This is a genomic window from Gardnerella piotii (assembly GCF_049815665.1).
GTDB lineage: Bacteria > Actinomycetota > Actinomycetes > Actinomycetales > Bifidobacteriaceae > Bifidobacterium > Bifidobacterium piotii.
Map to the genome: position 1 here is coordinate 1,192,362 of NZ_CP187450.1, position 24,799 is coordinate 1,217,160.

At 41.9% G+C, this 24,799-nt stretch carries 19 protein-coding genes, 2 tRNA genes and 1 riboswitch; of the genes, 5 read left to right on the forward strand and 16 right to left on the reverse strand.

Annotation, left to right across the window (positions count from 1 at the left end):
• Positions 1-2: 2 nt before the first annotated feature.
• The 4 genes from ACPEIW_RS04910 to ACPEIW_RS04925 form a co-directional block, all read right to left on the reverse strand.
• A complete protein-coding gene (locus tag ACPEIW_RS04910; RefSeq protein ID WP_004122192.1) occupies positions 3-926 on the reverse strand; it encodes an ABC transporter substrate-binding protein in 924 nt (307 codons plus the stop codon).
• 169 nt (positions 927-1,095) lie between these two features.
• Positions 1,096-1,716, reverse strand: coding sequence for an ECF transporter S component (locus ACPEIW_RS04915; protein WP_004130359.1), 621 nt, complete (start codon positions 1,714-1,716; stop codon positions 1,096-1,098).
• A 36-nt stretch (positions 1,717-1,752) separates the two neighbouring features.
• A riboswitch (TPP riboswitch) is annotated at positions 1,753-1,854 on the reverse strand.
• A gap of 86 nt (positions 1,855-1,940) precedes the next feature.
• Positions 1,941-2,693 carry a DNA repair protein RecO gene (recO, locus tag ACPEIW_RS04920; protein ID WP_020973338.1) on the reverse strand — a complete coding sequence of 251 codons (753 nt, stop codon included), beginning with the start codon at positions 2,691-2,693 and terminating at the stop codon, positions 1,941-1,943.
• 54 nt (positions 2,694-2,747) lie between these two features.
• A complete protein-coding gene (locus ACPEIW_RS04925; protein ID WP_425663384.1) occupies positions 2,748-4,091 on the reverse strand; it encodes a DivIVA domain-containing protein in 1,344 nt (447 codons plus the stop codon).
• 163 nt (positions 4,092-4,254) lie between these two features.
• On the opposite strand from ACPEIW_RS04925, the gene ACPEIW_RS04930 reads away from it, so the two are divergent.
• A tRNA-Val gene (locus ACPEIW_RS04930) sits at positions 4,255-4,328 on the forward strand.
• Here the strand turns inward: ACPEIW_RS04930 and ACPEIW_RS04935 are convergent.
• Positions 4,319-5,236 (reverse strand): YlbL family protein, encoded by a 918-nt coding sequence (locus ACPEIW_RS04935; RefSeq protein ID WP_425664426.1) that lies wholly within the window; start codon positions 5,234-5,236, stop codon positions 4,319-4,321. The two genes, ACPEIW_RS04930 and ACPEIW_RS04935, sit on opposite strands and share 10 nt — an antisense overlap.
• A gap of 248 nt (positions 5,237-5,484) precedes the next feature.
• Here ACPEIW_RS04935 and ACPEIW_RS04940 point away from each other — a divergent pair, with 248 nt between their 5' ends.
• Complete coding sequence (locus tag ACPEIW_RS04940; RefSeq protein WP_425663386.1) at positions 5,485-7,245, forward strand: zinc-dependent metalloprotease; 1,761 nt, start codon at positions 5,485-5,487, stop codon at positions 7,243-7,245.
• Positions 7,246-7,314: 69 nt separating this feature from the next.
• Here the strand turns inward: ACPEIW_RS04940 and ACPEIW_RS04945 are convergent, their stop codons facing one another.
• Positions 7,315-8,955: an ATP-dependent helicase gene (locus ACPEIW_RS04945; RefSeq protein ID WP_425663388.1), complete on the reverse strand. Its 1,641-nt coding sequence runs from the start codon at positions 8,953-8,955 to the stop codon at positions 7,315-7,317.
• A gap of 151 nt (positions 8,956-9,106) precedes the next feature.
• Between ACPEIW_RS04945 and ACPEIW_RS04950 the strand changes: the two genes are divergently transcribed.
• Both ACPEIW_RS04950 and ACPEIW_RS04955 read left to right on the forward strand, forming a co-directional pair.
• Complete coding sequence (locus ACPEIW_RS04950; RefSeq protein WP_425663390.1) at positions 9,107-10,735, forward strand: phosphotransferase; 1,629 nt, start codon at positions 9,107-9,109, stop codon at positions 10,733-10,735.
• Between the two features lie 9 nt (positions 10,736-10,744).
• Positions 10,745-10,969, forward strand: coding sequence for a DUF3107 domain-containing protein (locus tag ACPEIW_RS04955; protein WP_016840725.1), 225 nt, complete (start codon positions 10,745-10,747; stop codon positions 10,967-10,969).
• A gap of 71 nt (positions 10,970-11,040) precedes the next feature.
• Here the strand turns inward: ACPEIW_RS04955 and ACPEIW_RS04960 are convergent, their stop codons facing one another.
• Positions 11,041-11,937: a PHP domain-containing protein gene (locus ACPEIW_RS04960; protein ID WP_425663392.1), complete on the reverse strand. Its 897-nt coding sequence runs from the start codon at positions 11,935-11,937 to the stop codon at positions 11,041-11,043.
• Between the two features lie 79 nt (positions 11,938-12,016).
• On the opposite strand from ACPEIW_RS04960, the gene ACPEIW_RS04965 reads away from it, so the two are divergent.
• Positions 12,017-12,643, forward strand: a complete 627-nt coding sequence (locus tag ACPEIW_RS04965) for a vitamin K epoxide reductase family protein (RefSeq protein WP_425663394.1) — start codon at positions 12,017-12,019, stop codon at positions 12,641-12,643.
• 45 nt (positions 12,644-12,688) lie between these two features.
• Here the strand turns inward: ACPEIW_RS04965 and murI are convergent, their stop codons facing one another.
• The 9 genes from murI to xseA form a co-directional block, all read right to left on the reverse strand.
• Positions 12,689-13,471 (reverse strand): glutamate racemase, encoded by a 783-nt coding sequence (gene murI, locus ACPEIW_RS04970; RefSeq protein ID WP_425663396.1) that lies wholly within the window; start codon positions 13,469-13,471, stop codon positions 12,689-12,691.
• Positions 13,472-13,524: 53 nt separating this feature from the next.
• A complete protein-coding gene (locus ACPEIW_RS04975; RefSeq protein ID WP_425663398.1) occupies positions 13,525-15,147 on the reverse strand; it encodes an ATP-binding cassette domain-containing protein in 1,623 nt (540 codons plus the stop codon).
• Between the two features lie 16 nt (positions 15,148-15,163).
• Entirely contained in the window at positions 15,164-16,912 is a 1,749-nt protein-coding gene (locus ACPEIW_RS04980) for an ABC transporter substrate-binding protein (protein WP_425663400.1), read from the reverse strand.
• 141 nt (positions 16,913-17,053) lie between these two features.
• Positions 17,054-18,061: an ABC transporter permease gene (locus ACPEIW_RS04985; RefSeq protein ID WP_425663402.1), complete on the reverse strand. Its 1,008-nt coding sequence runs from the start codon at positions 18,059-18,061 to the stop codon at positions 17,054-17,056.
• Positions 18,058-18,945 carry an ABC transporter permease gene (locus ACPEIW_RS04990; protein ID WP_004116869.1) on the reverse strand — a complete coding sequence of 296 codons (888 nt, stop codon included), beginning with the start codon at positions 18,943-18,945 and terminating at the stop codon, positions 18,058-18,060. The genes ACPEIW_RS04985 and ACPEIW_RS04990 overlap by 4 nt, the downstream gene beginning before the upstream one ends.
• 205 nt (positions 18,946-19,150) lie before the next feature.
• Complete coding sequence (ileS, locus tag ACPEIW_RS04995) at positions 19,151-22,561, reverse strand: mupirocin-resistant isoleucine--tRNA ligase (protein WP_425663405.1); 3,411 nt, start codon at positions 22,559-22,561, stop codon at positions 19,151-19,153.
• A gap of 260 nt (positions 22,562-22,821) precedes the next feature.
• Positions 22,822-22,894 (reverse strand) — tRNA-Arg (locus ACPEIW_RS05000).
• Between the two features lie 117 nt (positions 22,895-23,011).
• On the reverse strand, positions 23,012-23,323 hold the full coding sequence (locus ACPEIW_RS05005; protein ID WP_004132640.1) for an exodeoxyribonuclease VII small subunit: 312 nt from the start codon (positions 23,321-23,323) through the stop codon (positions 23,012-23,014).
• Positions 23,324-23,387: 64 nt separating this feature from the next.
• Positions 23,388-24,728, reverse strand: coding sequence for an exodeoxyribonuclease VII large subunit (xseA, locus tag ACPEIW_RS05010; protein WP_032843025.1), 1,341 nt, complete (start codon positions 24,726-24,728; stop codon positions 23,388-23,390).
• Positions 24,729-24,799 lie beyond the last annotated feature (71 nt).

The following is a 24,799-nucleotide window of genomic DNA, read 5'->3' on the forward strand; positions in this document are numbered from 1 at the left end:
GACTATTCTGGCAAATACTCGTTTGTTACGCATCCGCTTTCTAGGCTCTTTAGCGCGCAATCAAGAGGCACGCTTAAGTGGCCATTTTCACCCATCCAACGAGTGTAGTTTTCCACCAAAGCCATGTCTGCTGTACCCCAGCGACCATTCTTGTCGTACCAAGACGGAATCACTTCGTCTAGCGACGCGCGCAAAGCCTCTGGGCTAATATGGCAAAGCGCATTTTGCAAAGCATCAACACCAGCCTGCGGGTCTTTTCCTGCAAGCTCATAGCCCTTAACTGTTGCGCTTGCAAAGTTGCGTATTAATTGCGGATTTCGCTCAATCATCTCTTGGCGAGCGCAAACATAGTAAGAATGATGCGGAGCTACGCCAATAGAATCGAATGGAAGAACAACAACTTGGTCAAATGGAAGCGAACCCTGGTATGGCTCCCACCAAGCAACATTAATAAAAGCGTCACACATTCCGCGCTCTACGGCTCGAATGTCTGGCTCCCATGGGCCTGGGTCAATTGTAATCAGCTTGCTAAAGTCGCCTCCGTCGGCAGCAACCGCCTGCTGAAGCTCCGTATATAGGCGCTTAACACCCATAGGGATTACTACGCGCTTTCCTTCTAGATCTTTAAATCGCGTAATACCCGTGTTTTTATTTGTTATGATTCCACCAATTTGAGATTGATTCATTACAGCAAATGACGTTAGCTTGTTTGCACCATTTTGATGAGCCAAAAGCTGATTTAAGCGAACAAGAGCTATGTCTACTTCTCCACGCTCCAAGCATGCTGGAACATCTCCGCGCTCTGTATCTGTGCTTGTAAACTCTACATCTAATCCGTATTGTGCGTACAATCCGCGCTTTCTTGCAAGATACATACCTGCGTGATTCGTCCATGGATGCACATATTCAAGACGTACTCTTAGCATACTAACTCCTTTGTTTTATAGTGATTTGTGATTTTATTTTGACTTTTATTTGCGACTTTTGCGCGCTGCTAACTTGCGATTTTTCTTGCGACTTTTATTTGCGACTTTACAAAAGTGGGCGAGGTAATCCCCCGCCCACAAATCAAATCTTACTAGCAAAAGTTAAGACTTAAGCGCGTACTTCTTTGCCAGAAGCAAAACGGCTCAATGCGCCAGTAGCAGCAATACCCTTGTACAAGTACCACATAACTACACCACCAATTACAGCACCAGAAATCATGCTGCAAAGTGTGTGAATCATCATGAATGCGCCGAAGATTGGAACACCTGCGTAGTAGAACGGATAGGTTGAAACGATTCCACCCAAACCAGCTAATGCGCCAGAAAGTGCAGTCAAACCAACGTTCCACTTGCGATACATAACAAACAAGAATGCAAACTCAGCGAACAAGCCCTGAACAAAACCAGGAAGAACGGTACCAATACCGCCCCAGTGGCTACCAACAGTCAACTCAACCATTGCAGCAATAAACTCACCGAATAGTGCAGCGCCTGGCTTGCGAACCATAATAGCAGCTAAAGGACCAGCGAAGTAGAACAAACCATAGTACAAAGCGCTAACGCCTGGAACTGGAATAAGCTTAAGAGCAGCAGAAATAGGCTCACTAATCAAGCCGATGCCCCAGAAGATAATACCAGAAGCTACAGCAATAACAACCGTGAGCGTAACATCAGCCACGTTCCAGCGCAAGGATGGACGCACGGTCTCTTCTTCAACAGATGTACCCATTAGGGTCTCCTTTCATCTTTAACCAATCAAACAAAGGCGACCCTGCAGAAAACTCCGTACGTCGGCATTACCCGATTCACGTTAAACGGTTAGACAGTAATCTTCTCAGCTCTTTTAAGAGCACCCGTGCCTGATATCATTCATATTGCATCAGACAGCGAGGACAAATTTTATAAAATTCAAACATAAAATTAACAAAATCGCTCATTAAGATAATAGAAACTCTAATCAAAATACAACGAATTAGAATTTTTTTCACTTAAACGCATAGATCTAATAGGCTTTTCTAACCAATATTCACACCATTGTTCAACGCATTTAGATGTTAAATCGTCTATACTTGTTCCGTCTAAATTTTGCCAATCACCATTAATTAATGAAATCATTTGAAAACGCGCTAAATCATTGCACTTAATAGACTCTAAAGCATGATCTTTAGAGCACATAACTCCACCACTAGCTGCCGAAAAATAGTCTAAATCATTGCGTGTTGAACAAATAACGCACTCATTTAACCTAGGAGACCATCCAGCTAATTGCAATGCTCTTAAAACGTACGAAAGCGCGATTGATTCAGCACTATGCAAACTTTTAGAAAGAGCAGACAAAGCAGCTATAAGAAGATTGTATTGTGAGCAAGAATCCGAATATTGTGCGCAAGACGAGACTAAATCGTCCGCAATCTCTGCAATCATGCTAGCACAACTATACAGATTGTAATCCGCACAAATGCTACCAGCATAAGGCGAAACTAAAACCGCTTGAGAAATAACATCAAAAGTTTTGCCAGTTGCAAAAAGTGCATTAACACGCATAAATGGCTCTAAGCGCCCACCAAATCTAGATTTTAACCGCCTTACACCTTTTGCAACAGCTCGAACCTTGCCATGCTTTTTAGTGAGCATAACAATAACTCGATCAGCTTCCCCAAGAGGAAAAGTCTTAAGAACAACAGCTTCATCGTTATATAACGGCATTAATCAATAACTCTTAGCTTGTATAATCCCTAAATCTAAGTGAAAAATAGATTATTAATTATGATTTGGGTTTACAAATCCGCCAAAATTAGATTCGCCAGTATCGTCAAAATCATCTGAATCATTATTTGCTTCGCGAGAAGAATCTTCAACCGAAGTGTCAAAATGGTTCATAACAGGGAACGAAAGATCTGGAATATCTAAATTAAGACTTTGCGAAGGCTCGAACTTAGGCGAAGCAAGAAGCGAAAGATTCAAATCTCCAATGGATTTAGAATCATTTGCATTGCTATTACTTGCATTGTTAGCATTTGCATTATTTACACCATCAGCATTCGCACTAACAACATTCGCGCTATCTTCCTTCTTTTCTGCATCTTTAACTTTTCCAAAATCATTATTGTTAGTAGCAAAATTGTTGGAAGCAGCATTAGGAGCATAAGACGGAGGGAATGCTGGAGGCATAACAGTAGACGCTTGCGACATTTCGTCGTCTGTATCGTCACTAGCTTCAACACTCGCAGAGTGAGGAGTAAAAATCGCCTTCTGTGCATGATGCTCAACAGGAATAGATGGAGGAATTGCTGGAGGCATTAATGGAGAGGGAGCTGGAGCTGCCGCAGGTTCAACAACACTATGTTCAACAACACTAGGCGCAGAAGATGTTTTAGAAACAACATTTTCTTGTAAATCATTATTAGACTTAGCAGAAACGCCAAAATTAGCAGAATCAACAGAATCACTAGAATCGAAGTCTGTATACTTAGCAACTCGATCATAAGACTCAAGTCTGCTTAATAAGCGAACGCAAGCATTTAGATAATAGTCCACCTGACGCTCGTCATATCCTCGTTTTCCAGAACGTTGAGTAAACAGAACATTAGAAACAAACATTGCGTCAATTTTGTCTAAATCACTTAAACTGCTTCCCCAAACTGGATTATATCCAAGAAGAACAGCAATCTTATCTAGCGATTTATTTACAACATTGTCTACTTGTTTTTTATCGTAAGAAGGCTTACGCGATTGCGCGGAATCAAAGCGCATTTTATAATCGCGCTGGGAATGAGAAAGCAAAACTCTATATTCTTCGTCTGCTTGTGCCTTCCAAACAACCTTGCCGCGATTAGAAATCTCGTACTGCGTAGTCTTATCTACAACTGCACGCTCTAATCTAGAAAGAGCAGCATCTACTTGAGGAATAGCATATCCTTCATCTTCTAAATCGAAAGATACGTCTTGAATATCTTTTTGAGTAAGACTAATGTCGCTAGATTCATACAAAGAATGAGCACGCTCAAGAAAATCATTAACTTGCTCTACGCTGTAACCCTTCTTGCGCTTACCTACACGCTCAATACCCGAAGAATTACGCGCGGTATCAGGTTTACTCGCCATAAACAATAGACCTCCTGAACAGATTCGTATTCAATACACTTTACGCGATTGTTAAGACGCATAAACAAAAAACACGCAAAACACGCAAATGATATATGCGCAAAACACGCCTAAAACACAAATCAGCGTTCTAGTACACACCATACTGTATCTTGTTTCAAGCGGGCGATTAGCTCAGCTGGCTAGAGCGCCACCTTTACACGGTGGATGTCGGGGGTTCGAGTCCCTCATCGCCCACTTTCCGCTTTACAAGTTCTTAAAGAATCTAGATTCTTCCCAGCCTTTATTTTTACTAACGCTTTGTATGCGTCATCCAATGTTTTTACACTTACAACTTTTAAGCCTTGCGGAATATTCCCAACAACTTCATTGCAATTGCTGTTTGGCGCTAAGAACCATTTAGCTCCGTCTCTTTTTGCAGATATCATCTTTAATCGAATACCGCCAATCGGACCAACTTTCCCAGAGTTATCAATGGTTCCCGTTCCAGCGATTATTTTCCCACCAGTCAAATCTGTGTTTGTAAGCTTGTTCAAAATACCCAAAGCGTACATCATGCCTGCAGAAGGTCCACCAATATCGTCTATATGCAACTTAATTTTTACGTTTTTTACATTCACATTAAGATGCTTCTTCGCATAATCCAAAGCCGCCACTTGCGCAGAAGATTGCGAAGAAGCCATTTGCTTATTTGTTTCTTTCTTATAATCGCTTGCGTTTTGATTTACTGGAACAAGAACTTCTCTAGGTAAAACTTGCTTTTTAGAATCGAACCAAGATGCAATCGCATATATATTTGGAATCTCGTAACCTGGTATTCCAGACGTATTTACTGTTACTAAAAGAAGCTTTCCACTTTTTGACGAAGATTTATAGTCAGTATTCTTAACAGCGCTATTTTTAACATTAATCACATATTTTCCAAAAGACTTTCCTAGAACATCTTGAGTTGGCCCAGGTTCTTCAACAACATACGCACTTGGTAGAAAAAGCGCGATAATCGACATAACTACAATAAATAACCCAACAAAATACTTAAATGACTTAGCGGAAAAATATTCAATAAGATCCCCAACAGTATTTTTAAGAGTAGTGAATATATTTTTATTGATTTTATTAAACACGTACGTAATCTTATTAGGCATCTTATTAGGCATAAAATTAATAGTATATGCAAATGTGCATAACCTACACTCTAAAAACCCTCACAAGATGCGGTTTTTGAAAAAATTTGAAAAAGTTATACACATTATTAATTTATTAGCAAAAATCACCATGTATCGAGTAGAATCTTTTATACGTAGTTAAAACTGTATAGTTAAAAACTATGTAAACAAACATAAAATATACGCAAATATATTTAACTTAGGTACAAACTTCATAAGGATTGAATATGAGCGAAGAAGAAATTCACCAATGGCTTGTTAGCTGCTTTGGCCCCGAAGAAGGAGAAAGAGCTTGGTCTAACTTTGAAAATCTTCCTTTTGAAGTTCGCGATGACATTCTTACAAGATGTTCAAACGGAGGCCTTCCATCTCCAGAAGAAGTTCATTCGTTAATGAGTGCCTTTGCCAATGGCGGCTTAAACACGCCTTTTGAGATGACGGAAACACTTAAAGAAGGTCCAATCAATAAAAGACTTGCTCAATTGCTTGCTTGCCAAAAAGCAACTGGAGACGGCGGTACAGTAAACGCACAAGTTGCAGATGCAACAAGAAGAGCGCTAAGTGAAGCAAACTTATGGCTAGACGCGAATTGCAATCTAAATCCAGTATCTGGAAGCCCCGATGTTCTTTCAAGAGAAGACTGGGTTAATGGAACTATAGATTCGTGGATTAAGTTTGCAAATCCTGTTGCCAAATCGGTTAGTAACGCTTTTTCGGATGTTATTGCCGAAAAATTTGGAGAAGACCAAGACTTAGAAGTAGAAGGATTATACGACGGCGTTATGCCAATACCTATGCCAGATGGCGTAAAAAAGCCAGAACAAATGATGAGCCTTCTTGCTAACACGTCTTTTGCAATGCAATTAGGATATGCTGCTGGAAATTTATCTCAAGAGATTCGCGGAAGCTTTGATCAAGGTATTTCACTTCTTAAAAACCCTGCAGGCGGTCTTGTTCCTTACAATTGCATAGATTATGCAAAAAAGTGGGGATTAGACATTAACGAAGTTATGAATTATCTAGCATTGCGAGAGCTTGCTCACGCACGATTGTTTGCGTCTGCACCTTGGCTTATGCCTCGTTTTGAAGCACTAATAATAAAGTATGCAGCTGGAATTTCGATTGACTTAAGCGCTATGGAAGAACAGCTTAGAGATATTGAAGGAATGAACCCAGAGTCTATTTCGGGAGCTGTTGACTTATGTAATATTGCCCGAAACGATACAGAAGGTCAAAAACAAGCATTAAAAGGATTAGAAACACTTCTTGCACTTAGTGAAGGTTGGGTTGATTGCGTTATTTGGCGTGCTGGAATGGCACATATTCCACACATTGAGCAGCTTAGAGAGATGACTAGGAGAGAACGTGCTGCAGGCGGCCCTTCCGAAATGACTTTCCAAGCTTTAACTGGATTAAAGTTGCGTCCTAGAGCAATGCGCGAAGCTGCTGCAATGTGGGATGCGATTACAAACGAAAAAGGCATTGAGGAACGCGATGCTATGTGGAACCACCCAGATCTTTTGCCAGAATTACCAGATTTTAGCGAAGATAAAGAAGATACTAAGGATAATAAAGATAAAGAAGATAATAAAGACGATACTAATAAAGTAAATAAAAATAACGAAAACAACACTAATAGTCAAAACAATACGAATAGTCAGAATAGCGATAGTAGTCAAAATAGCGATAACACGACTAAAAAAGAATCTGAACAAACAGATAGCAATAATTTAGCAAACGTTAATCTAGAAGAATTAAGCAAGAATATGCTTGATTTAGAAGATTTTAAGAACAGTGACGATTTAGAGCAAAAACTTAAAGACGTTAATTGGGACGACGAATTAAGTAAATTATTGGCATCTAGCGATAATAACACCGACATCCAAAACAATGAGCAAGACTCAAACCAAGATTCTAGAGAAGACTCTGGCAAGGATTCTAGAGAAGACTCTGGCACAGATTCTGATCAACAAAAAAGCAACGAATAAAGTCACAAACTAATTTATAAGCGATTTACGTTAGAACAATTGCATAAATACGTTGATTCTAAAATGCATTTATTCTAAAAAGTGGCTTACAGACCTTTGCATTCCGTTGCCGTAGTCTTTGCAAATTGCATAAGATATGTGCAAGGTTGCTTCTGCGCGCGTTATTGCAACATACATAAGTCTGCGCTCTTCTTCGTCTGCATCTTGAGTTCTATTAACGCTTCCAAATGGCAGTAAGCCTTCGCTGCAGCCGATTAAAAACACGTGCTTAAATTCCAAGCCTTTAGATGCATGAATCGTAGAAATCGTTACAGGAAGTAAAGATTTTTTGATTAAATCTACTTTTTCGCGCTCGCTTTCGCTTTCTTTTGCAAAGTCAATGTCTTTTGCATCGCCACTTTCGACGTATTTTTCTGAATCACTCAAATCGCTAGCGTTTGAATCTTCAAAATTGTTTTCTAAAACATCAATCTGCAAACCAGCATCTTTTCTAACAGAAAAATGTATTCCTAAATCACCCAAAGTTTTGCAAAATATATTCTGTTGAGCATTAGTGCGAGTTAGAATAGCAAAATCTGTAGGGCACGCTTTGCCTGATTTAACAGCATTATAAATTCGTTGAGCAATATCAACAGCTTCGTCGTAATCCGTGTTGTAAACAGTTTTAGTAACGCGAGCGCCACCCTTATTTTTTGACACAAGTCTTAAATAATCACATCTAAAAGCAGACTTAGAAAGAACACGATTAGCAAGCCCTACAATACGTTCCGTAGATCTGTAATCCGTATTTAAATTAATGTCTGCACAAAGCGGCGCAAACTCGTTAGGAAATTCAAGTAAATCGTAGCTGCTCGCTCCTGCAAAAGAATAAATCGTTTGCGCAGGATCTCCAACAACGCAAATATTTCGATTATTGCCAAGCCAACATTTAAGAAGCTCATGTTGAAGAGGAGAAACATCCTGATACTCGTCAACAGTAACCCAGCCGATTTTGCTACGTATTTTCTCACATGCTTTAGGAAAAGCTCGCAAAACATGGCATGCAAGAAGCAGCAAATCGTTAAAATCAATAAGATTCCTTGTGTTTTTTTCTAACTCGTAAGCTTTATATGCTTCAACAAATTGATTAACGTCTAGAGCTGCAGGAAGATCTCGACTAACGCAAGAATATGCGCGCGCGTAATCATCTGGCGCAATAAGACTAACTTTTGCCCAGTTGATTTCTGAAACAATATCTCTTATTTGCGCAGAAGTCATATCTGCAAAATCCGTGTAATGACTTAATGCTTGCTCAGTAACGCTTTTTGGATCATCCATTATATTTGGAAAAGGAGCTTCGCAAACGTCATTCCAAACTCGTCTTAAATGTTGTAAAGCTGCGGAATGAAAAGTTGCAACAGTTGCATTATTTACGCCTAATTTTTTAAGGCGATTTTGCATTTCTTTAGCAGCTTTTACAGAAAAAGTAACAGCTAAAACGCGATTTTCGTCCCACTCTCCTTTTGCGCACGCATACGCGATTCTTCGTGTAATAGTGCGAGTCTTACCTGCTCCAGCGCATGCAGTAATGCGCACTGGCCCTTGTAACGCCATTGCTGCTTTGCGTTGAGAATCATCTAAACCTTCTAGCAAAGATTGAGCATAATCTTTACCATGATTTTCGTTAGATTCGCGCTTTTTGCTTTCTAAAGACTCTTGAGTAGAAATCATAATTCTATTGTTACAACAATTAAAGAAAAAATAAAAGCATAAAACGCTAATGTGGTTAAAGGCTATTTAGCTATATCTCGTTGCTTTGTATTAATGTTGAACTGTGACACAGATAAGCAGATTCAAGTTGGTAGCGCTGGCCTCATCGGTCATGCCAGAAGTACAATTCGCTGGAACGCGCCAAAGCGAGCAGGCAAACGCCACCGATGCCGCTGCTGGCATATCTCACGCTGTTATTCAAGACGTTTCGGGCAGACTTTACGACATTTTTGTTAGCTCTAACGCTAAAGGTCAAAAACGTTTGCACGATAGAGCGCGAGCAGCATGGGTATTGCAAAAAACTAAGGGGCTTGCAGCTCTTGGATTTGCTCACGAAGAAATGCTTAAGTTTGTTCCTGGGTCGCTTTCAAATAAGGAAAATCAAACTAATCAGGCAAACCAAGCAAATCAACAAGATTCTACTAATAATCAAAGTCAAAGCGAATTACATTTTGGCTCCATAGGAGAAGCTGATTTTAACAATCCAACAGTACTTATTTGTAATCATCTAAACGGAAATGCAAGAGAATTAAGTCTTCTTACAACAGATGATTGCGTAAACGCTGGAACGGCAATAGGCGCGATTCATAGACTGAGTCCGTCATTTTTAACTAAAAGCGATTATCCTTCCTTTACTACTGGTCAAATTCGCACGCAATTAACGTCTTGGATTAAAAGATTGCGTCAAGCAGGCCATATTCCTACAGAAATAACAGACAATTGGTCTAGAGTTTTAGAAACTGATGGATTGTGGTCATTCGACACTTGCCCAGTTCACGGCGGATTCAAAGATGGTGATTTTCTATTTTCTGGCTCCACGATTACAGCTATAACCAATTGGCAAAGCATGCAAATCAACGATCCTGCTCGCGATTTAGCGTGGATTTTTGCAAAGCTTAACGAGCAGCATAGAAACGCTTTGCTAAGTGCATATGGAAGAATACTTGGGTCTAGGTTAGACAGCATGATTATGCTTCGAGCAAATCTTTGGTTGCAAATGGAGCAAGTTGGAGACTTTATTCAAGCTTTGCAACGCGCAGATACAACTGGAATAATGCGATTTAAAGCGCAAGTGGAACGTCTTGCTCACGAGCTTACTCGCATAAATAATTCTAGAGCAGCAAGCGCAAATCAAAACAATAATAGCGCAAATCCAGCGTCTTCTCTTACTGTAGGAGATATTGTTAAAGACGATATTGTTAAAGATAATTCTATTAAAGATGATGTTGTTAAAGACGATACTATATCTTCGGATGCTACTAACGAAAAAACTGTTGTAACACTCCAGCAAGAAGATCAAAAAGATTATAAAGATAATACATACGAACAAACTATAACTATAAACGACAACACTAATTCCACTGAGGCTGCCACTAAAACCGCCACTATTGCAGACGGCTTAGAAACGCAAGTTATAAGCAGCGTTAACAAAACTAACAACGTTAATAACAATTCAACGAACGAAGTTAACGATAGCAATAATGATTTTGTAGATAAAGCTAATGCAAATAATAGTGTAGAAAGTGCAGACAGCGGCGAAAGTGCAGACAGTACCAATAGTGTTGAAAGCGTCGATATAAATAGCAACGATGGTAATGACAATAATAGTAATGGCAATAAAAATGAAGATTTAGATAAGCCAGCAACAATTATTATTCCAATGCTAAAAGATGCAGAACTTGCTATTAAAGACGCAAAAAACAAACTAGAAAACAATACCGAAAATAGCGAAAACAATTAAGGAACAAAAATGAAGGTAACAATTGGCGTTAAGCACGTAAAAGACACTATTAGCTTTGAAAGCGATCAAAGCGAGCAAGATATACAAAGCATTATTGAAAGCGCTATTAAAGACGCAAAGGCGATTAATCTTACAGATAAAAACAATCGAAAAATTTTTATTATGGCAGACTCTTTTGCATATGCAATTATAGGAGATACGCCAACTCATACTGTTGGTTTTAACGCGTTTTAACACTACTAGAACACGCTGCTATAACACTACTAGAACACTTAACACGTTTATAACGTTTCAACAGCGCAATTTTAATTCATCTGGTAATTTAGGATTTTAGAAACAACATTGCAACTTGTTGTTTCTTCTCCGATTTTATTTGGCTTGCCACTTCCATGCCAATCGGATCCACCAGTAACAAGCAAATTCAAGTCTTTTGCTAACTCCAATAGTCTTTGTCTTTGCGTTAAAGAGTTGCCACGATGATATACTTCTAATCCATTAAGGCCAACGCTTGCATAGTGTTCTATTTGAGAGTCCGAAAGAATAACAAGATTCCTGCTATAATCCGCAGGATGCGCAATAACGCTTACTCCCCCAGCGTGTTTAATAACTTTAATAACCTCATCAACGCTTGGAGATGGCGTTGGAATGTAGTATGGGCCGCGTGGAGCAACAGGGCCTGCAAAAGCTTGTGACCTTGTTTCAAAAACGCCTGCAGCAACAAGAGCGTCTGCAATATGCGGACGGCCAATCGTAGTTAGCGCACCTTGCCCTGCTTGTGCAAGAACATCTTGCCAAGTAATCGGAAAGTCGTGCGACATAAGATCAACCATTTTGCGCGTGCGTTCCAATCTGCGTTTTCTTGTAGTTGCAAACATTTCATTAATGCACTCGTCGTTTGGATTGTAGTTATAAGCAAGCACGTGAACCGATATGTTTCCTTCTACAGCAGTTATCTCCGATCCAAAAATAACTGGAAAATCAGCGTTTTTAGCAGCTTCTTCAAAATCATGCCAGCCAGCAGTAGTGTCGTGATCGCTAATAGCTACTCCACTAAGACCAAGATTTTTAGCTTCATCTACTAATTCTTTTGGAGTTTTAGTGCCATCCGAATATAAAGTATGACAATGCAAATCCCACCCTAAATCTTGCGATTTAGAATCCAAACTAAAGTCGTTATTCGCACTACTACCTATTACAGTCATATAATTATCGTAAACTGTGGCATGTAACGTTTTAAGTCTAAACAATATCTAAATTACATTAGCGCTTTGAGGAGTGTTTATGGGTAGCCACAATAATCGCATGAATTCTTGGCGACATTCTGCCGCTTGGGTTTACATGATTATGCTTATTTCATCCGCAATTGCACTTTTAACATCGCTAATACTTTCTTCCGAAACTTTAGCTCTTGCACGCGCACCGCATAAAGCGCTTGGATGCGACGTAAACACCGTTGTTTCATGCTCTAAAGTGGCTCAATCTTGGCAAGCAGAATTCATACGATTTGGCGAACTAAGCTTCCCTAATGCTTTCTTTGGAATTGCAGCAGAAAGCGTTTTCGTAACGCTTGCTGTAGTTGGAATAGCAAAAGTAAAACTTCCAAAATGGCTGGCAACTTTTAGCTGGATTGGTGGATTAGCTGCACTCTTGTACGCTTATTGGCTGTTTACGCAATCTATGTTTGTTATACAAATTCTTTGCCCGTGGTGCATTGTTTTAATGTTTTGTACAACTGTGCAATTTATGTCACTTACACACGCAACATTTAGTGTGCAAGAGATTGGATTAAAAAATAAGATTTTAAGCGCTTACTACCGACTAAATTACGATTTAATCGTGGATTTGCTTTGGATTTTTGCTCTTGTATTGCTTATTTTAAGCAAATACGGCAATGCTATATTTGCTTAAGTCGCAAGTAAAGTCGCAAGTAATAAGACGCAATTTAATTTGCAATCAGAAATCACCATTAAGTAACGATTGAGATAGCTTAGCAATACGATTACTTGAATCGGAGTTAGTAAGCACAACGCTTCCGCTATTTTCGCTTGGCGCAAGCAAATCCTTAGACTCTAAAACGCTTTTAAGATGATGAATAGTGCCATCATTACCGTCTACAATATTCACGCAATCAGGCAAAAACTCACGGAAGTAGCTTTTATAAAACACAAAATGAGTGCATCCTAAAACAACTGAATCAATATTCGTTAAATCGTAAGAATCAAAATACTTGTGCAAAGCGCTCATAACAATATTTTTATTGCCTAAATCGCCATTTTCAACAATTTCTACCAAATCTGGGCAAGGCCTAGAAAAAATCTTGTGATTTTGCGTAAAACGATTCATAAGTTCTGCAAACTTGCGTTCTCTAAGAGTTAAAGGCGTAGCTGCAACGATTACGCGCTGAGGCTTGCCACCACCCAAATCGCAAGCAAGCTTAAGAGCAGGCTCCATGCCAATAATCGGCATATTGTAATGTGCGCGCAAATCTTTTACAGCAGCAGAAGTGGCAGTATTGCAAGCAATTACAATAGCTTTAACATTAAGACTTGCAAAATGCTCAACAATCTTAAAACTAAGATCTCGCACTTCTTGAGGAGTTTTTATGCCATAAGGCGCGTTTGCAGAATCGCCAAAATAAACAATGCGCTCATTAGGCATAGATGCGTGAAGTTGACGAACTACAGAAATGCCACCAAGCCCTGAGTCAAACACACCAATTGGAGCGCATGAAGTCATAAAAACCTCCTAATAGACTCTTATTATGTTACTTTTTAGCACAAACATAAGCTTTACAAAACGGAGTAAACAAGGTTGCGCGTGTAGAAATTCTTAGGGAAACGCAATACATCTTTAACGCTTCCCTGCTCAACAATTCTTCCGCCTTTTATAACGCTAACTTGGCTAGCAATACGGCTTACTAAAGCCAAATCATGCGTTATAAACAAGCACGAAAAGTTGTACTGCTTTTGCAAGCTACTTAGAAGATTTAGGATTTTTAGGCAATGGTTTGCATCTAACGCCGAAGTTGGCTCATCAGCAATAATCAAAGAAGGACGATTTATTAACGCTCGTGCAATGCCAACTCGCTGTTTTTGGCCGCCAGAAAGCTCGTGCGGAAACCTGTTTATTAAGCTTAATGGCAAATGCACTTGATTAAGAACAAACTCCACGCGCTTTTTGCGCTCTTCTTCGCTAAGACTTTTATTGGCAAGAAGAGGCTCGGCAATGCTCCAGCCTACTGTTTTTAAAGGATTTAACGCCGAGCCAGAATCTTGGAAAATGAATCCAATATTGCTTAAAATCTTGCGATTCGCGTGCTTTTTGCAATCGGAGTATAAATTAAGGCCCTCTATGCTTATGCTGCCAGATTCTGGCTTAAGCTGGCCAGAAATAAGCTTTGCAATCGTTGTTTTTCCAGCACCAGATTCGCCAACCAGCGCATGCGTCTTCCCCTTTAAAATATTAAGGTTCAAATCACTTATTGCGGATTTGGAAGAGTTGAAAATTTTAGAAGACTTAGCATATTTGGCAGAAACATTTTGAATGTTTACGCAAAAATCGCCAGCATCCGAGCTAGTTGATTCGCTAGCTAAATTATTAATATCAAAATCAACAATAGAGTCTAAAAGAGAGCGCGTATAGCTGTTTTTAGGATTAGAAAACACATCTTTAACTAGTCCACTTTCAATAATACTGCCACTGTTCATAACATAAACTGTGTTTGCAACAGCCTTAACAACGCTCATATTATGCGTAATAATCAAAACCGCAATATTATGCTTTTTAGCTAAATCGCGCAAAAGCTGCAAAATCTTACGCTGAGTTGTAACATCTAAAGCTGTTGTAGGCTCGTCTGCAATAAGCAAAGAAGGTCGATTAATAATTGCCATTGCAATCATTGCGCGCTGAAGCTGCCCGCCAGAAAGTTCATGCGGATAAGACCTATAAACGCGATTTACATCCTTTAGGCCAACCTCGCTAAGGGAATCAAGAACTCGCGATTTTCTAGCGCGAGCGCTCATCTTGCCAAACTTTTCGGGATGATATTTTAACGCCTCTTCAATTTGCTTGCCAAGACGCATAACGGGATTAAATGCAGTAGATGGCTCTTGGAACACCATTGAAATAAGCCCCGAACGAATATAAGAATACGGAGCATTATTGCTTAGTAAATCCAAACTGTCATTAGCGCTTGTATTAATAACCGCTTTGCCAGAAACACTAAAATCGCCTGGAAGAAGACCCATTAACGCCAACGAAGTTAATGACTTTCCTGAACCAGATTCGCCAACCAGCGCGCTAATTTTGCCCGCATATAAGTTTAAATATACGTTATGCGTAATCTGATTTTTGCCAATCGCAATAGACAAGTTGTTAACACTAAGCACTGGATTTTCGCGATTTTCCAACATTTTATTAAATCCTTTTCTAGTTTCTAAGCGAAACTCGCGCATAGTTTGGATAAGCCGGGAAAGATCCAACGAAGAAGTTTTCCACATTGCTTCCGTGAATATAAGTGTTCTTAGAGTAAATAAGCGGAACAATTGGAGAATCGCGCATAATCTCTTTATCAACCTGCTGCCAAAGCAAATCTGCACGCGACTTATCTATAACGCCAACAGCTTGGCGAATCAAGGAATCCACTTTTGGATTCGAGTAGCGAGATATATTCCAATTGCCGCCGCCTATTTGCGAAGAATCAAAAAGCGGACCAATATTCGCATACGCAGAAGGAAAATCAGGCTGCCATTTAGACAAAGCTAAATCATAATCGCCAGAATCGCCAGTAATCATATCTGTAAAAATCTGCGAATCCACAGTTCGTATAGAAACATCAATTCCAACGCGCTTTAAGCTTGCTTGAATAGAAGATGCCACTTGCGCCTGATCTGGGCGAGCAATAAGACTAAACTTTAGTTTAGATTTACCCGATTCCTTTAATAATTGTTTAGCCTTTTCTACGTCCCCACGCGGATTTGCAGAATATAGATTATAGACTTTGCGCTCGCTTACACCTGGAGTAATAAGCGTTGTTGCAAAACCGCCAGCAACCGCACCGCCCTTTGCTCGCTGATACGACTGCTTATCTACAGCATACTGAATTGCCTTGCGAATCTTAACATCTTTAATACGTCGATTGTTCATGGCCAAGTATTCCAACGCTCCGTCACCGCTTGTAATTAAAAGATTGCTTGACTTGTAGCTTGCTTTAGCTTGCGCGCGTTGAGCTGGAGGCACAAAATCTGCAAGAATAGCATTGTCTGCACCAGAATTGCCTTGAATCATAGATTGTGCAGCAACAGAAGCATCAACGCCAAGCTTCCAAATTATCTTGTCTGGGTAATTAGCTCGAATTGAATCCGCGCTGGAATCCCAATTAGTGTTTCTAACCATAACAATTTGCTTGCCAACTTCGTTTTCAACAATTTTGTACGGTCCAGAAGCAACTGGGCTTTTGCCATAATCCTGCGCGTTACCAGAATTTAGTGGAACGGGAGCGAATGCAGCCAAAGACGCAACCCAAGGCCAATTAGCAAAAGCAGCATTTAGCTTAAAAATGATTGTTTGATTGTCTGGAGTTTCAATCGAATCCAAAGATTTACCACTAAACGGACCGGCATAATCTTTAGCGCCTTGTAAAAGCGCTTTGTGGTAACCAAATCCGCCTGTAAGCGAGTTTGCAAAAGAACGCTCAAGACCATATTTAATATCTTTAGACGTTATTGGGCTTCCATCCTGGTATTTAATCCCTTTTTTAAGAGTGTACTTCCAAGTTTTTCCGCCGTCTAAAGCAGTTCCTGTATCTGTTGCTAAATCGGCAACAACACTCGTTTTGCCACTTGGCGTTACTTTCCACGTTGTTAAAGCACGGAAAACTAGGCTATTAGAGGTTATTGGTAAACCCTGACTTCTTGCAGGATCAAAATCCATTTTTGATTCGGAGCTTAGAATCGTAAGCGTTCCACCCTTTTTTGGATTGCTATTAAGCACAGAAGCATTATGGAGTCTTTTTTGTAGATTTTGACCACTTTGCACAGCAGATCCGCAAGCAGAAAATGCATAAACCAGCGAAAACACTAGAATTACGGAAATTGCTCTTAATGTATTTAGAGCAAAACCACGATTAACTTTTTTGATGATTTGATAATAATTTTGCATATTTTGTGCATTTTGCATGATTTTTCCTTAATTTTTTATAAAGTTATAAAGTTATTAAAAATTTTTATTATTGTGATTTAAAGAAGACTTTAGTAGCGACTTTAGTTGCAACCTTAATGGCGATTTTGCTGGCGATTTTAACGCTCACTAATCACCGCTTTAAAGGGCGACTTTAGCCGCTCTAGGATCAAGCAAACAATAACAGACATCAACAATAAGATTTGCAATTATTACAAGAGCGGCCGAAAACAGCGTAACTCCAACCAAAACTTGTAAATCAAAAGTCTTAACAGCGTCTAAAAGAAGTGAACCCAACCCGTGCATAGAGAACACGCGCTCAGTTATAACCGCTCCACCAAGAAGACCGCCAAGATCTAAACCAAACATTGTAAATATTGGTAAAATCGCATTTCGCAAAGCATGATTTAATACAACATGTGAATCGGGCATGCCCTTTGCTCTTGCAGTTCGCACATAATCTTTACCAAATTCCCTAAGCATTGTAGAACGAGTAATGCGCGCATAAAAAGCGCCATTTATCAACGCTAAAACAATCCAAGCGAGTAGAAGATGCCAAGCCCAGTTAAAAGGATTAGCAAAGAAGCTAACATATCCGCCCGTAGGAAAAACGGGAATGTAAACCGCAAAAGCAATAATCGCCAGCAAACCAATTAAGTAGGTAGGAGACGAAATACCAATCGAAGATAACGCTACGATTATGCGGTCAATCCACGAATCACGCTTAACAGCTTGCAAAACGCCTGCAAATACGCCAATTAGCATCCACAAAACAGCAGCGCCAATAGCGATTGATGCAGTAACTGGAAAACGACTAAAAATTAGACCAGTAACAGGCTCATTAAGAGCAAAAGACCATCCTAAGCAAGGAGCCGCGCAAACAATTGCGCTGGCAGATGAAGAATCGCCAAAAGTACGTCCAACAAAAATACCCTGCAAATAGTTAAAAAGCTGACTATACCAAGGCAAATCAGTTCCCATAAACGCAGAGACTTGGGCTAAACGTTCAGGCGTGCAAGGCTTGCCGCACATAAGCTGCGCAGGATTTGTTGGAGTCATAAAGAAAATCAAAAACATTGCCATTGCAATAACAGCAATAACAGCCAAAGCGCTTGCAACGCGCCTAATAATGTAAAGAAAAACGCTCATGCTGCTATCTCCATTTTTGAAGAAAGCCAATCACCCAGCATATTAAACCCGAGCGCAAGCAGGGACAAAGATAAACCTGGGAATATTAAATACCACGGGTCTACCAATGCCCACTGCACTGCGTCGGATATTGAGCGTCCCCACGAAGGCGAAGGCGGATTCATGCCAACGCCAAGAAATGAAAGTGCCGCTTCGAGCGCAATACGGCCTGGTATAGAAAGTGTTGTATTAACAATGATTATTGGAAGCATGTTTGGCAAAATCTGATTGCGCAAAACATGAAAAGCACTAGCGCCCATAACTCTGGAAGCCACAGCAAAATGACGATTTTTAAGACTAAGTGTTTCGCCGCGTACCAATCGCGCCATACTAGGCCAACCAAAAAAGCCGATTACAAGAGTTAAAAGAAGCGGACGCGGGAAAGTTTGAGGAACAATCGCAGAAAGCGCAATCGCAAAGATTAGGAATGGGAACCCAAAGAACACGTCCATAATGCGAGAAATTGCAAAATCAACAAAACCACCAAAATAACCAGCAATAACGCCAATTACAACTCCTAAAACAACGGAGATTGCAGTAGAAGCTAAGCCAATTCCAAGAGAGATTCTTGCGCCATGAGAGATGATTGCAAATAAGTCAATTCCGCGCAATGGTGTTACGCCAAACCAATGTTTTGAGCTTATTCCGCCTATGCCTGTAGGCAATGAAGAATCCGACAAAACATCGGGATTTTCGCTATATGGATCATTACCTGTAATAAAAGTAAAAAGGTCGGCAAAAATCGCCAATAAAACAAACAGTGATATTATTGCAATTCCAACAATTGCGGTAACACTTGATAAGTCGCGCTTACTACGCGAATAAAATACACCGCCCCTTTTCATCGCCACTCATTTCGTTACCTGCACTTTCATATTGCAATTTTTCTATAAAACTAACAAATACAAACATGAGTAAATTTGTACTGTTGTTATAACGAATCTATAGGAAGGCATGGAAATGTAGAAAATCAGAGTGTCGCATTGCTCAAACAAAACGTGCCGAAGTATTGAATCATACAACGGCACGTTTTTGTTAGTTAGCTAAGATTTACGCACGCTTAAGACTTACGCTAAGCTCGGTTGCGCTAGAATCAGCCTCTGTAACTTCAAAGCTAGTGGCCAAAGTCTCTTCCGCAATCAAATCACGGAACTGCTCAACTTTAGCAACATCCGAAGCAGGCACGCTCAAAGTCAAAGAGATTCGGTCGCTAATATCCAAACCGTTCTCCTTACGAGCATCTTGAACAGCGCGAATAGCATCGCGAGCATAACCTTCCGCAAGCAAATCGCTAGTCAAAGCAGTGTCGAGCATAACGAAACCGCCAGTTGGCATTGCAGCAGAAGCAGTATTTGCAGCCACTTGAGCATCCGAAGACTCAACGCGATTTACAAGCTCATATTCGCCTTGTTCAAGCGCAACTTCGCCATTTGGAGTATTAACAACAGGAACACCAGAGCCGTCAACACGCCAATCACCACTCTTCGAAGCCTTAATAGCAAATTGCACCTGCTTACCCAAACGAGGACCAGCTGCGCGCGCATTCACCTTAAGCTCGTGAACAATCTTCAAACCGTGGTCGCCTGCATCTTCCAAAGTGCAGAATGTAACATTCTTAACGTTAAGCTCGCGCTCAAGCACCTGCTCGTAAGGCTCTACAGCAGCAGTATTTTCTGCAACAACAGTCAAGTTTGCCAACGGTTGACGCACGCGCAACTGCTCCGCCTTACGCAACGAAAGCGTAGAAGAAACAACCTCGCGAACCTTATCCATAGCAGCAACCAAAGCATCGTCGTGAGCAAGAACAGCACCAAGCTCAGTGACTTCGCCAGCCTTAGGGTTCTTCTCGCCATCTGAAAGCATTTGCGGCTCAACCAAATAAGGCCAATCAGCCAAATGCACGGATTCGCCACCAGTAAGACCGCGCCACACAGCCTCCGCTTCCATAGGAGCAAGAGGGGAAATCGTGCGCATAAACACTTCCAACACAGTGTAAAGCGTGTTGAAAGCAGTCTCGTCTTCATTCCAGAATCGGTCACGGCTGCCGCGAATATACCAGTTAGTAAGAACGTCAATAAAGTCGCTAACTGCAGCGCAAGCATCGCTAATCGCAAACTCGTTCAAGCACTTTTCTACGCGCTCAACAAGCAAACGCGTGCGAGCAAGCAAGTAGCGATCCATGTTGCAAAGGCCTGCAACCTCGTCCGCGCGCAGCATGCGAGCATCGTAGCCCTTGCCACCATTTGCAGCGTTAGCATACAAAGTGAAGAAGTAGTAAGAGCTCCAAACTGGAAGCATAACCTGACGAACAGTATCCCTAATGCCGTCTGCAGTAACAATCAAATTACCACCGCGCAAAATTGGCGAAGACATAAGGAACCATCGCATTGCGTCCGAACCGTACTCGTTGAAAACGCCATTAACATCTGGGTAGTTGCGCAAATGCTTACTCATCTTCTGGCCGTCGGAACCAAGCACAATGCCGTGGCAAATCACGTTCTTAAAAGCTGGGCGATCGAAGAGAGCCGTAGCCATAATGTGAAGTGTGTAGAACCATCCGCGAGTCTGACCAATATATTCAACGATGTAATCGCATGGGAAGTGCTCTTCGAAGAAGTCCTTATTTTCAAAAGGATAATGGAACTGTGCAAAAGGCATAGAACCAGACTCAAACCAGCAATCAAGAACATCCGTAATGCGATGCATTTGAGACTTTCCAGTAGGATCGTCTGGGTTCGGTCGAGTGAGGCGGTCGATATATGGGCGGTGCATATTCACATTGCCATCGTCGTCGCGAGGATAGTCGCCAAAATCAGCCTTAAGCTCATCCAACGAGCCGTAAACGTCTACGCGAGGATACTTTGGATCGTCACTCACCCACACTGGAATTGGCGAGCCCCAGAAGCGATTACGGCTAATCGACCAATCGCGAGCGTTAGAAAGCCATTTACCAAACTGGCCATCCTTAACGTTTCCAGGAATCCAATTAATCTGCTGATTAAGCTCAAGCAAACGCTTCTTAATCTTTGTAACAGACACAAACCAGCTGGAAACAGGCTTATAAATAAGCGGAGTTGCGCAACGCCAGCAATGAGGATAGCTGTGCACGTAGCTTTTTTCTTGGAACAGCAACGCGCGCTGGTCTTCTGGCATTTGAGCAAGCGGGCCATCTCCTGCACGCAAGTTGCGCAAAATTGGCAAATTCGCGTCGAAAACGTACAAGCCTTCGTAATCTGGGCAGTCGCTTGTAAACTTGCATCCTGCGTCGAGCACGTCAACGCTGCGAATTTCGTGCGCGTTAAGCGTGTTCATATCGTCCTCGCCATAAGGAGCCTGGTGAACAAGACCAGTCCCTTCAGCGGTATCAACATAATCTGCTGTGAAAATCGTAAAAGCGTTAGGACCAGGAGTGCCACCCTCAGCGAGTGCAGAATCGCTTGCAAAGTATGGGAACACTGGGTAGTAGCGCCAGCCAGCCATCTCAGCGCCCTTAAGTTCGCGCACAACTTCGTAATTTTCGCCAAGTTCCTTAGTGTAAGATCCAAGCAAAGGCTTACCAATGTAGAACTTTTTGCCAGCAAACTTGCCTTCAGTTGGACGAACTTCCACGTAATCAATGTCTGCGCCGACTACGATTGCGAAGTTGGTTGGAACTGTCCAAGGAGTGGTTGTCCAGAATACTGCGTAAGCGTCGTCTTCATCGCGAAGCTTAACGGCCACAGAAACAGTGGTATCCTGGCGATTCTGGTACACATCAGCATCCATGCGAAGCTCGTGCGCACTAAGTGGAGTCTGGTCCTTTGGGCAGTACGGAAGCACGCGGTAACCTTTATAAGCCAAGCCCTTATCGTAAAGCTGCTTAAATGCCCACATTACGGATTCCATGTATGGAATGTTCAGAGTTTTGTAGCCGCGCTCAAAATCAACCCAGCGAGCCTGACGATGCACGTAATTTTGCCACTCGTTTGTGTACTTCAAAACGCTGGCGCGGCAAGCATCGTTGAACTTTGCGATGCCCATTTTTTCGATTTGATCAACAGACTCGATGCCGAGTTCCTTCTGCGCTTCCAACTCTGCAGGAAGGCCGTGAGTATCCCAACCAAAAACGCGGTTTACTTTGCGGCCGCGCATAGTCTGATAGCGCGGAACCACGTCTTTTGCGTAGCCTGTGAGCAAGTGGCCATAGTGAGGAAGACCGTTTGCAAATGGAGGGCCATCAAAGAACACGAACTCGTTTTGGCTACCCTTGCCAGACGGGCGATATTCGATTGACTTGCGGAAAGTGTTATTTGCATCCCAGTATTGAAGAACGGACTCTTCAAGCTTTGGGAAAGAAGGATTTGGTGCAACTTGCGCGACGGCGTTTTCTTGCGTTGATGCTGAAACACTTACCTTTGGGTATACGTTATTTGCGCATGACTTTTCGGACGCGTTTGCTGCTGGATTAGTGGATTCGCTCACTGTGCTCTCCTCGCTCAACAGGGTGAATATTTCCCTGCGAGGACGACAGTTATTGCCGCGGTACCACCTCGCTTGCTGCAAAATGCTTATGCAACGTTTGCAGCCTCTCGTGTTTGGCTATACGGGCCAACCCCGTCGGTTCTAATAAGCGAGAACCTTACGAATCCTCGCCGTTCTTCCGAAAACTCCCCGCCGATAACGGATCATCGCTTAAGTTAGAAATAATCTAACACTATCCCCTAACATTGGGGAAAGAAAAGTGCCCCGAATCAGAATCGAACTGACGACACCCACTTTAGGAGAGTGGTGCTCTATCCACTGAGCTACCGAGGCAGTTTAGTTGATTGCAACGCGCAACACGCAAAACGAAACATGCGCACGCTTCTTGCAAAGCAACAGATGGCAATTATACACCATGGCATGGTTTACGCGCTATAACGCACTCAAGATTCACGATTCAAGATTCGACTGCGTTCCAGCAGTTGCTGCTGTAGCCGACTGCTCCGCTTGAGCCGCGTCCAACTTAGCGCGAACCGATGCAAGCAAGCCCTGCGCACGCTTTGCTAACGCCTCTCCAAGCTCCCATTGATGCATAGACTGATCTAAAGTCAAGCCGCCAGCCTCAAGCGCTTTAACAGCTTGCACAAGCTTTTCGCGCGCCTCTTCGTAAGGCATTGCGTCAATCGCAGCTCGCTCTTCGCTGCTAAGCGTGCTAATCGCATCAACTTTTGCACCATTTGCGCGCGTAGTTTCGTCACTCATAATCATCCTTTTCTAATTTTTATTTAAAACTTTTTTTATTTTACGACTTTACAGCTTTATAACTTTACGACTTTTCTACAGAAGTAACATTAGCTGTGATCAAGCCACTTTTAAGAGTAACTGTTATATCATCGCCAGTTTTTACACGACTAGAATCGTCAAGCACCTTTCCGCCGCTAATCTGCACAACCGCGTAACCGCGATTAAGCGTTGATTGCGGGCTAAGAGCTGTAATGCTGGCATGTGCCTTTTCAACAGTTAAACTAGCGTCGTCCAGCAACCGCACCAAACCATGCCTCATGCGTTCAATTGCTTGCTGAACAAACAACTCGTGCGGCTCCAACATAGTGGTTGGCTGAGTAATACTTGGCCTATTCGCATATCCCTCAATAAGCTGAATCTCGTTGCTAACTCGCGCAGAAATCCTCATGCGCGCGTGTTGCAAGGCGTTATCAATCAACTGCCATTGCTCGTTAACATCTGGAACAACGCGCTTTGCTGCATCTGTAGGCGTAGAAGCTCGCATATCTGCCGCCAAATCAATCAGCGTCCAATCGTCTTCGTGACCAATCGCAGAAACAATCGGAGTTACGCAAGCAGCCGTAGCGCGAACCACGCCCTCGTCCGAAAATCCAATCAAATCTTCAAAACTACCGCCGCCGCGCGCAACAATAATCACATCAACCTCTGGGTCTGCGTCTAGCTGCTTAATGGCAGCAATAACGTCCGCTGGGCATTGCACACCCTGAACATGCGCGTGAACCACCTTAAAACGCGTTACAGGCCATCGCAAATTGACGTTTGTAATAACATCTCCCTCGGCTCGAGCTTGAGGCGCACACACCAGTCCAATGCACTTTGGAAACTCGGGCAGCGGCACCTTATTTTCCGCGTCGAACAAGCCTTCGCCTTTAAGCTTTTTGCGCAACTCGTCTATTTGCGCTTTTAAGTCGCCAGCACCAACACGCCTAATTTCGTCGGCAACAAAGCTCAATCGTGTTGCTTTTACCCAAATATCTGCCTTGCCGTGAACAACTACCCTATCGCCCTGCCGCAAATCTTTCGCTTGCTGAACAAACTTGCTAAAGCCCATTATGGAGATTGAAACGTCTTCGTTGCTGTCTCTAAGCGTTACGTAGCCAGACGTAGACCTTCTCATGTTGATTTCAACAATCTGACCTTCTACCCAAGCCGCAGGCCACTTTTCTACAGCACCATGGAACTTTTGGCTTATAACGCTTACTGGCCAAGGATTTTCGGCGCTTGTTTCGCTTGCATGCAAAGGTAGCGTGCGATTAGATTGCGCTTTAGGCTGCAACTCTGAGCCTTGATGCTCATTTTGCAATTCTTGCAACACCATACTTAATGTCATGCTTACAGCTTGACTGTTAAGAAGGACAAACATGCAAACACGCCAATTTAACAAATGAGCATACAAAACATAAAGCGCACTAAACAAATATTCCCCATGCTGTT

Bases quoted from the DNA above. Each gene is read 5' to 3' on its own strand.
- murI (WP_425663396.1), bottom strand. From the start codon at position 13,471: ATGACTTCATGCGCTCCAATTGGTGTGTTTGACTCAGGGCTTGGTGGC.
- ACPEIW_RS04915 (WP_004130359.1), bottom strand. From the start codon at position 1,716: ATGGGTACATCTGTTGAAGAAGAGACCGTGCGTCCATCCTTGCGCTGG.
- ACPEIW_RS04985 (WP_425663402.1), bottom strand. From the start codon at position 18,061: ATGAGCGTTTTTCTTTACATTATTAGGCGCGTTGCAAGCGCTTTGGCT.
- ACPEIW_RS04950 (WP_425663390.1), top strand. From the start codon at position 9,107: ATGCCAGAAGTACAATTCGCTGGAACGCGCCAAAGCGAGCAGGCAAAC.
- ACPEIW_RS05005 (WP_004132640.1), bottom strand. From the start codon at position 23,323: ATGAGTGACGAAACTACGCGCGCAAATGGTGCAAAAGTTGATGCGATT.
- ACPEIW_RS04980 (WP_425663400.1), bottom strand. From the start codon at position 16,912: ATGCAAAATGCACAAAATATGCAAAATTATTATCAAATCATCAAAAAA.
- ACPEIW_RS04925 (WP_425663384.1), bottom strand. From the start codon at position 4,091: ATGGCGAGTAAACCTGATACCGCGCGTAATTCTTCGGGTATTGAGCGT.
- recO (WP_020973338.1), bottom strand. From the start codon at position 2,693: ATGCCGTTATATAACGATGAAGCTGTTGTTCTTAAGACTTTTCCTCTT.
- ACPEIW_RS04945 (WP_425663388.1), bottom strand. From the start codon at position 8,955: ATGATTTCTACTCAAGAGTCTTTAGAAAGCAAAAAGCGCGAATCTAAC.
- xseA (WP_032843025.1), bottom strand. From the start codon at position 24,728: ATGTTTGTCCTTCTTAACAGTCAAGCTGTAAGCATGACATTAAGTATG.
- ACPEIW_RS04910 (WP_004122192.1), bottom strand. From the start codon at position 926: ATGCTAAGAGTACGTCTTGAATATGTGCATCCATGGACGAATCACGCA.
- ACPEIW_RS04990 (WP_004116869.1), bottom strand. From the start codon at position 18,945: ATGAAAAGGGGCGGTGTATTTTATTCGCGTAGTAAGCGCGACTTATCA.
- ACPEIW_RS04955 (WP_016840725.1), top strand. From the start codon at position 10,745: ATGAAGGTAACAATTGGCGTTAAGCACGTAAAAGACACTATTAGCTTT.
- ACPEIW_RS04965 (WP_425663394.1), top strand. From the start codon at position 12,017: ATGGGTAGCCACAATAATCGCATGAATTCTTGGCGACATTCTGCCGCT.
- ACPEIW_RS04975 (WP_425663398.1), bottom strand. From the start codon at position 15,147: ATGTTGGAAAATCGCGAAAATCCAGTGCTTAGTGTTAACAACTTGTCT.
- ACPEIW_RS04940 (WP_425663386.1), top strand. From the start codon at position 5,485: ATGAGCGAAGAAGAAATTCACCAATGGCTTGTTAGCTGCTTTGGCCCC.
- ACPEIW_RS04960 (WP_425663392.1), bottom strand. From the start codon at position 11,937: ATGACTGTAATAGGTAGTAGTGCGAATAACGACTTTAGTTTGGATTCT.
- ACPEIW_RS04935 (WP_425664426.1), bottom strand. From the start codon at position 5,236: ATGCCTAATAAGATTACGTACGTGTTTAATAAAATCAATAAAAATATA.